Consider the following 8,005-nt stretch of genomic DNA (forward strand, 5'->3'; position numbering starts at 1 on the left):
CTCCAGCTGAGTCCTGCTTCTCCGGGGCCCCGGCAATCCGGGGCCGCCCCCAACCCCCTAGGGAAGCCTTGGCAACCGGGGCCGCCCCCCCGGGGCGCGGGGAACTGCGCGACCAGCCCCCACCGGCCCGCAGCCGACGAACGACCTACCCGGCCGACCGCTTACGCCTCTTGAACAGCAGCCGCGGCAACCCCGCAGGGATCGCCTCCCGGGTCGTCGCCGAGGTAGGCACCGGCGGCACGGCCAACGACCCCTCCGGCAGCGGGCGCAAGCCCCCCGCGCACGGCACCAGCCGCACCACCCTGCATTCCCGCGCCCACCGATCCGTCATCGCCTCCCCGTCAGGCGCGTTCAACCGCTTCCCCTTCAGTTCGGCGACCGAGGCCTCCCACTCCGGGGAGCGCGCGGCCAGCTCCACGACGGTCGCCGCCCAGGTGACGAGCCTGCCGCCCTTGTCCTTGCTGCGGACGGTCACCTCGGCCTCGGCCCCCTCGACCAGGCCGGGCAACGGCTGCTCACCGGGCCCGTCGCCGACCAGGACGGCAGCGCCCTCGTGCCAGACGTGCCAGAGGGCACGGGACGGGCCGGCGGGGCCCTTGACCCAGACGAGGCCGGACTTCTTCGTGGCCTCCTCGACGAGGGCCCGGTCGAGCAGCGTGTCAGTCATGGGTGGAAGCGTAACGACGCCCGCCGGAGGCAGGGCCCGCCGTCACAGCCAGCCGTTGCGCTTNNNGTGATCTTCCGCATGTCCTCGTTCTGAGCGACCGACGCCTGGGCGAGGTTGGCCTGGAGGATCGAGTTGAGCAGCTCGTCGAAGCCGATCACCTGTTCCTGGACCCGGGCCAGGTGGTCGGCGACGTCACGGAAGTACTTCTGGATGTCGGGGTCGATCAGCCGCATCGGGCGCTCGCTGAGCAGTTGCATGGGCCGCAGCAGCGGCGACACGGCCCGCTTGAACTCCAGGACCTCACGCTTGAGCTGGTAGATCCGGCCGGCGTCCGTACCGCGCGGAGTGCCCTTGCGGCCCGGCGAGAACACCTCCGTCTCGACCTCGTCGATGTCGTCCTGCATGGCGTCCGCGACCGCGACATAGCCGTCGACGACATGGTCGGCGATGGCGTGCAGCACGGCGGAGGGGCCCTTGGCGAGCAGCTCGGGGTCGTCCTGGAGACGGCAGCGCAGCGCGCGCAGGGAGCCCTGGCCGCCGTGCCGGACGGTGATGAAGAAGTCCCGCCCGGTGAAGCACATCACCTCGCCGGTCTCCACGACCTCGCTGGTCGCGGTGAGTTCGGTGTGGTCGACGTAGTGGATGGTCTTGAAGACGGTGAAGAGCGTGTCGTCGTACCGCTCCAGCTTGGGCCGCTGGTGGGCCTGGATCGCGTCCTCGACGGCGAGCGGGTGCAGCCCGAACTCGCTGGCGATTCCGGAGAACTCGCCCTCCGTCGGCTCGTGCAGCCCGATCCACACGAAGCCGCCGTCGCGGCGCACCTTGCGCATCGCCTCGTGCGGGGTGAGCGGCTTCGGGGTCTCGACCCGGACGCCGTCGCGGTAGACGGCGCAGTCGACGACGGCCGAGGGCGTCGAGGGGTCGCGGGTGGTGTCGTACGTGCTGCCGTCCTTGCGCGGGGAGGGGCGGGAGGGACGGACCGCTGCACGGAGGCTGTGGATCATCGACATGGCAGGTTCCTTCGCTACAGGCAACGAAAGGCCGCCGACGACGGTTGGAACTGCCCGGAATGGGGACGTCCTGGCTGAGGATGTTTGGCACGTCCACAAAGCGGGGAGCACCGCACCGTCGCGGTGGTGAGCTTCGCTGCTGATTCAGAACTGACGCAGATCACATGGATCAGGCAAAACGAAACCAAGTGCTCTTCCGCGATGACGCGAATGCGAGAGGTGACAACCAGCCGGAGAAGCCGGAGCGCTGCAAGCGACTACATCAGCGGGCGGAAGAGCGGGTGCTACTGCACGGATGACTTCGATCCATTGCAGCCCCACCTCCTCCGGCCGGTCCCTCGTGAGGGACGATCCATTCCCCTTCGAAGGGGAGCCCCCTGAGGGGAACTTCAGCGGTGTACGGGACTCGATCGCGCCTGTCCCAGTGCCTTGAAGACCTGGGAGGTACCCCCATCTGCGGGCTGCCCCGAACCCGGCCAAGGGTAACAGCCGACCGAACTGTCAAGGTGCGCGTTTGCCCGTAACTGACGAGTTCTATGCTCACCGCATGGCTGATGTTCTTCCTTTGGTCGAGGCCCGGCTGCGTACGGCGCTGGGTGAACCGGACGCGCGCGCCGCCGTCACCTTCCTCGGTACGGACCGGGTCGAGGTGCTGCGTTTCCAGGACCGGGACCAGGACGGGGAGCTCGTCCGCTACGCCACCCTCGGCATGTCCGCGCTGCCGATGTCCGACCCCACGGCGGCGCTCGCCGACCCGGTGAAGGGCCCGCGCGCGGAACTGGTCATCTCCGTCCGGGCCGGCCTCGCCGACACCGACAAGGTGCTGCGCCCGCTCGCGGTCCTCGCCGCGTCCCCGCAGGTCGAGGGCGTGATCGTGGCCCCCGGTGCCTCCCTGGACGTGGGGGAGGCGCTGTGGCCCGGCGCGCCCTTCACCTCGGTCCTGGTCGCGGAGCCGGGCGGCCTGGTCGAGGACCTGGAGCTCGACGCGCCCCTGGACCCGGTGCGCTTTCTGCCGCTGCTCCCGATGACCCCGAACGAGGCCGCCTGGAAGCGCGTCCACGGCGCCCAGGCCCTCCAGGAGCGCTGGCTCACGAACGGGACCGACCTGCGGGACCCGGCCCGTGGATCCGTTCCGCTGGACTGACTCCCGCTCCGGACCCCCGAGTGACCGATGTCACCAACCGGCGCCCAGAACAGGCCAGTTGGACGGCCGCGGGTCCCCGGGCCTCCCGCTCCCGTACCCGCTGACGCGCGCGTGTGGCGAGTTAGCGCAGCTAACTAATGCAATACGCATCCAATTCCATCCGGGGGAACGGGTGTAAACGTGTCACTCCGGACGGGTGATCGTCCTTGACGGGAGGAGGGACGGGGAGGACCGTGGGGCTCTATGAGGGGCGAACCCAGTTGCCCGAAGTGTGGTGGCCGGGTCAGGGCTCCCGGACTCTTTGCCGACTCCTGGCAGTGCGATGTGCACGGGACGGTGCATCCGCTTCAGCCCGTGATCCCGCCCAGCGTCGAGGCCCTCGGCGTCGTGGTGGCCCGCACCCAGGTGCCGGTGTGGATGCCGTGGCCGCTGCCGGTCGGCTGGCTGTTCACGGGCGTGGTCTGCGCGGGCGACGACCGTAGTGGCGGCCGTGCGACAGCGGTGGCCTGCACGGGCCCCGGTCCGCTCGGCGGCATGGGTGAGCTGATCCTGGTCGCCGAGGAGCTCGGTGTCGGCCTCGGTGCGCGGTATGCGGGCATGGACGGGCCCGACCCAGGGCCGTACATGAACGTGGAGAAGCCCGCCGAGGCGAAGGTGCTCGCGGCGGGGCGGCCCACACCGCTGTGGCATGTCACGGGCGGGCCCGACGACCGCGCGGTGTTCGCGGGCGAGGCGCTCGGACTGTGGCTGTGGGCGGTGGTGTGGCCCGAGCAGTCCGGACTGCTGATGTACGACGAGCTGGTGCTCACGGATCTGCGGGACGCGGGGGCCGAACTGGAGCTGGTGCCCTGCGGGGCGTTGTCGCCCAGGCTGCTTCAGCCGTAGCGCTCTGCCAGGTTCGCGTGTGCGGGGTGTGCGGGGTTTGCGGGTGTGTTGGCATGTGCCGGTCGGCGGGGGTTTGCCGCGCAGTTCCCCGCGCTCCTGCGGGTCGGATCCTGTAAGGGGTGCATGGATGGTTCAGGTGTGACGAGCCGGCTTCTGGGCCCGTTATGCTTGACGCGTCTTGTTCATCCCCGTCGCTTGCTGGAGTCCGCATCGTGCGCATCGATCTGCACTGCCACTCCACGGCCTCCGACGGTACGGACACCCCTGCCGAGCTGGTGCGCAACGCCGCTGCCGCCGGGCTCGACGTGGTCGCGCTGACCGATCACGACACGACCCGTGGGTACGCCGAGGCGATCGCCGCGCTGCCCGCCGGGCTCACGCTGGTCACCGGGGCCGAGCTGTCCTGCCGGCTCGACGGGGTCAGCATGCACATGTTGGCCTACCTGTTCGATCCCGAGGAGCCCGCGCTGCTCTCCGAGCGTGAGCTGGTCCGGGACGACCGGGTGCCGCGTGCCCGGGCGATGGTGGTCAAGCTCCAGGAACTGGGCGTGCCGATCACCTGGGAGCAGGTCGCGCGGATCGCCGGTGACGGTTCCGTGGGCCGGCCCCATGTCGCGACCGCGCTGGTCGAGCTGGGCGTCGTACCGACCGTGAACGACGCCTTCACCGGGGACTGGCTGGCCGACGGCGCCCGTGCCTACGTACCGAAGCACGAGACCGACCCCTTCGAGGCGCTGCGGCTGATCAAGGGGGCCGGCGGAGTGGCCGTGTTCGCGCACCCGGCCGCGAGCAAGCGCGGGCTGACGGTTCCGGAGTCCGCGATCGCGGAGCTGGCCGCCGCCGGGCTCGACGGCATGGAGATCGACCACATGGACCACGAACCGGCGACCCGGGTGCGTCTGCGCGGCCTCGCGGCGGAGCTGGGACTGCTGGGCACCGGCTCCTCCGACTATCACGGCAGCCGCAAGACCTGTGTGCTCGGGGAGTACACGACGGACCCCGAGGTGTACGGGGAGATCACGCGGCGGGCCACCGGGGCGTTCCCGGTGCCGGGGACCGGCGGAGCCTGAACCCCCTGTCCCTGAGTCCTCGGTACCTGAGTCCTCGGGACCGGCCCCACCCTGCGCGGCGCCCTTCTCTCCTCCTTTCCCCCTTCTTTCCCCGTACCTACGCAAGGCTCGCTCACCCATGTTCGACGTCGCCGTCTTCGGCTCGCTCTTCCTCACCCTCTTCGTGATCATGGATCCGCCCGGGATCACGCCGATCTTCCTCGCGCTCACCGCCGGCCGGCCCGCCCGCGTGCAGAAGCGGATGGCGTTCCAGGCCGTGTGCGTGGCCGGCGGTGTGATCACCGTGTTCGGTCTGCTCGGGCACCGGATCCTGGACTATCTGCATGTCTCCGTGCCCGCCCTGATGATCGCCGGTGGGCTGCTGCTCCTGCTGATCGCCCTCGATCTGCTCACCGGCAAGACGGACGAGCCCAAGCAGACCAAGGACGTCAACGTCGCCCTCGTCCCGCTCGGCATGCCGTTGCTGGCCGGGCCCGGTGCGATCGTGTCGGTCATCCTGGCCGTGCAGAAGGCGGACGGTGTGGCCATGCAGGTGTCGGTGTGGGCGGCGATCCTGGCCGTCCATGTCGTGCTGTGGGTGGTCATGCGGTACTCGTTGCTGATCATCCGCGTCATCAAGGACGGCGGTGTGGTCCTGGTGACCCGGCTCGCGGGGATGATGCTGTCCGCGATCGCCGTGCAGCAGATCATCAACGGCGTCACCCAGGTGATCCGGCAGGGCTGAGGGCGTCGGGCTGAGCTGCATCGGGCCGACGGGCATCGGGCCGACGGCCATCGGTACATAAGCGGAACCCCCGTACGGCGTATGTGCCGTACGGGGGTTCCGAAGTCTGCTCGTCGTCCACGAGCGTCGTTCGCGCGGTTCGCGCGTTATGAGGCCGAGGTGTCGGCCGGGCGGATCCAGAGGCGCTGCCCTATGGCGGCTGCCTGCTGCACGATCCGGTTGACGGAGGCGGCGTCCACGACCGTACTGTCCACGGGGGTCCCGTCGACGTCGTCGAGACGCATGATTTCGAAGCGCATGTGCTTCTCCCTTCGTCTGGTCATCCTCCTGAGGAGAACTACTTGGTTACGTAGTAGTCAACTGCCCGCATGTTACAAACATTCCCTACGCTAAATAAATTCTTCGAACGCCTAACTACCAACCGGTAAGAGTCGCACAGGGGGCGTACAGAAGGCGCATATGTGGCGTACAGGGGACTGACCGGGGCCGGTTGTGTTCGAAGCGTGACCACCGAGACAATGGAGGTATATGAACAACGACGACCACGCGGAACTGAGCGCCCGCATCGACCGTACGAACGAACTGCTCCAGCGCATGCTCGCCGAGGTGGCGAAGACGCCCTCGACGCATGCGATCTTCGTCGACGCGGGATATCTGTACGCGGCGGCGGGACGGCTCGTCGCCGGAACCGAGGACCGCCGCTCCTACGAGCTGGACGCGGAAGGGCTCATCGAGGCGCTCATCGACAAGGCTCGCACGATCTTCGCGGACAGCAGGCTGCTGCGGGTCTACTGGTACGACGGTGCCCGGCGCCGCATTCACACCATCGAGCAGCAGTCCATCGCCGAACTCCCCGATGTGAAGGTCCGCCTGGGCAACCTCAATGCCAACAACCAGCAGAAGGGCGTCGACTCCCTGATCCGTTCCGACCTGGAGTCGCTGGCCCGCCACCGCGCCATCAGCGACGCCGCGCTCATCGGCGGCGACGAGGACCTGGTGTCGGCGGTCGAGGCCGCACAGGGGTACGGGGCACGCGTCCACCTCTGGGGCATCGAGGCGCCCGAGGGCCGCAACCAGGCCGAGCCACTGCTCTGGGAGGTCGACAGCCAGCGCACCTTCGACCTCGACTTCTTCAAGCCGTACGTCGTCCGGCGCACGGCCGCGTCCTACGAGGCGTCGGCGGGAACGCGGCCCACACGCGAGGACGTGCGGTTCGTGGGCGCCCAGGTCGCGGCCAAATGGCTGGCCGCGCGGGGACGCGAGGCGCTGGTCGACCTGCTGCCCGGGCATCCGTATCTGCCCGGATCGGTCGACCAGGACCTGTTGGTCGAGGCGGAGGGCCTGCTCCAGTACTCGCTGCGCGGCCAGGCCGAGCTGCGGCGGTCGCTGCGGGACGGCTTCTGGGAGCACTTGCAGACCCAGTACTGACGATCGGGCAGACGGGCAGACGGGCAGACGGGCAGACGGGCAGACGGGTAGACCGGTAGACGGGCAGGCGGGCCGAGCGTGCAGGTGGGCGGGCGGCCCGAGCGCGCAGGCGGTTCGGGCGGTTCGGGCGGTTGGGGTGGCTCGGGGGTCCCGTCGATTCAATTCGTTCGATCAGTGCGCGACGGTGTCCCAGAAGTCGGCCAGGGCGCGGGCCGTCTCCAGCGGGCGGTCGGTGTTGGGGGAGTGCTCGGCATCCGCGATGACGGTCCGGTGCGCCCGGAGCCGTACGGCCATGTCGTCGAGGAGGGGGACGGGCCAGGTGCCGTCCTCCGTGCCGGACAGCACGTGGAAGGGCAGGGGCAGGGCGCCGAGTTCCGCCACCCGGTCCGGTTCCGAGCACAACTGGCGCCCCGTGGCCATGAGTTGGGCCGGGCTGTTGCCCATCCAGCGGCGGCGCAGGTCCTCGCGGTCGTCGAGTCCGGCGTCCACGGCGTCCACCGAGTCGAGGTCGCCGCCGGCCTGCGGGTCGTCCATGGCCTGGATGGCCGTCCATACAGCGGCCATGCTCATCACGGAGAGTGCGTCCCGCAGCAGTTTCGCCCGCTGCTGCTGCGCCTCGGAGATCTCGGCGGGGCCCGAGGAGATGAGGGTCAGTGAGCGGAACGGGGAGTGGTCCAGGAGGACTGCGGCCCGGGCGATCTGTCCGCCGAGCGAGTGCCCGACGAGGTGTACGGGGGTGCCGACGGCTGCCGCCTGGGCGAGTACGTCCTGTGCCAACTCGGCCTGTGCGTAAGCCGATTCGTCGTCGCGGGGGCCGGGCGACTCGAACTGGCCGCGGCCGTCCACGGCGACGGTGCGGTAGCCGCGCGCGGCCAGTGGCTCGTGCGTCGAGATGAAGTCCTCCTTGCTGCCGGTGAACCCGGGCAGCAGCAGAACGGTCCCCTTCGGCTCTACGCCGGGTGCCACGGAGGCGTCGATGACGGCGAACTCACCGCGTGCGGTACGGAGGGGGTACGCGCGGGCGCCGGGGGGCGGGGCGAAGGTCTGTGGCCTGCTCATGTGCCGAGGTTATCTGGA

General features: G+C 69.7%; 8 protein-coding genes and 1 pseudogene. 5 read left to right on the forward strand and 4 right to left on the reverse strand.

The window, feature by feature from the left end:
• Positions 1–145 precede the first annotated feature (145 nt).
• Together AOK08_RS32235 and AOK08_RS32240 are read right to left on the reverse strand one after the other, a co-directional pair.
• Positions 146–667: a hypothetical protein gene (locus tag AOK08_RS32235; protein WP_055532686.1), complete on the reverse strand. Its 522-nt coding sequence runs from the start codon at positions 665–667 to the stop codon at positions 146–148.
• A gap of 66 nt (positions 668–733) precedes the next feature.
• Positions 734–1,677 (reverse strand): annotated as a pseudogene (locus AOK08_RS32240) (magnesium and cobalt transport protein CorA); the annotation flags it as partial.
• Between the two features lie 547 nt (positions 1,678–2,224).
• Between AOK08_RS32240 and AOK08_RS32245 the strand changes: the two are divergent.
• The 4 genes from AOK08_RS32245 (at position 2,225) to AOK08_RS32260 (ending at position 5,500) form a co-directional block, all read left to right on the forward strand.
• A complete protein-coding gene (locus AOK08_RS32245; RefSeq protein WP_055532688.1) occupies positions 2,225–2,821 on the forward strand; it encodes a suppressor of fused domain protein in 597 nt (198 codons plus the stop codon).
• Between the two features lie 243 nt (positions 2,822–3,064).
• Positions 3,065–3,706 carry a DUF6758 family protein gene (locus AOK08_RS32250; RefSeq protein ID WP_055532690.1) on the forward strand — a complete coding sequence of 214 codons (642 nt, stop codon included), beginning with the start codon at positions 3,065–3,067 and terminating at the stop codon, positions 3,704–3,706.
• 212 nt (positions 3,707–3,918) lie between these two features.
• The gene (locus tag AOK08_RS32255) at positions 3,919–4,776 is read left to right on the forward strand and encodes a PHP domain-containing protein (RefSeq protein WP_055532692.1); all 858 of its coding nucleotides are present in this window, start codon (positions 3,919–3,921) and stop codon (positions 4,774–4,776) included.
• 118 nt (positions 4,777–4,894) lie between these two features.
• On the forward strand, positions 4,895–5,500 hold the full coding sequence (locus AOK08_RS32260; protein ID WP_055532694.1) for a MarC family protein: 606 nt from the start codon (positions 4,895–4,897) through the stop codon (positions 5,498–5,500).
• A 146-nt stretch (positions 5,501–5,646) separates the two neighbouring features.
• Here AOK08_RS32260 and AOK08_RS45105 read toward each other — a convergent pair whose 3' ends face one another.
• The gene (locus AOK08_RS45105; RefSeq protein ID WP_007384531.1) at positions 5,647–5,799 is read right to left on the reverse strand and encodes a hypothetical protein; all 153 of its coding nucleotides are present in this window, start codon (positions 5,797–5,799) and stop codon (positions 5,647–5,649) included.
• A gap of 229 nt (positions 5,800–6,028) precedes the next feature.
• Here AOK08_RS45105 and AOK08_RS32265 point away from each other — a divergent pair, with 229 nt between their 5' ends.
• The gene (locus AOK08_RS32265) at positions 6,029–6,928 is read left to right on the forward strand and encodes an NYN domain-containing protein (protein ID WP_055532696.1); all 900 of its coding nucleotides are present in this window, start codon (positions 6,029–6,031) and stop codon (positions 6,926–6,928) included.
• Positions 6,929–7,099: 171 nt separating this feature from the next.
• On the opposite strand, the gene AOK08_RS32270 is transcribed toward AOK08_RS32265, so the two are convergent.
• Positions 7,100–7,987 (reverse strand): alpha/beta fold hydrolase, encoded by an 888-nt coding sequence (locus AOK08_RS32270; protein ID WP_055532698.1) that lies wholly within the window; start codon positions 7,985–7,987, stop codon positions 7,100–7,102.
• Between the last annotated feature and the right edge of the window lie 18 nt (positions 7,988–8,005).

The organism is Streptomyces graminilatus (assembly GCF_001418565.1).
Taxonomy (GTDB): Bacteria; Actinomycetota; Actinomycetes; order Streptomycetales; family Streptomycetaceae; genus Streptomyces; species Streptomyces graminilatus.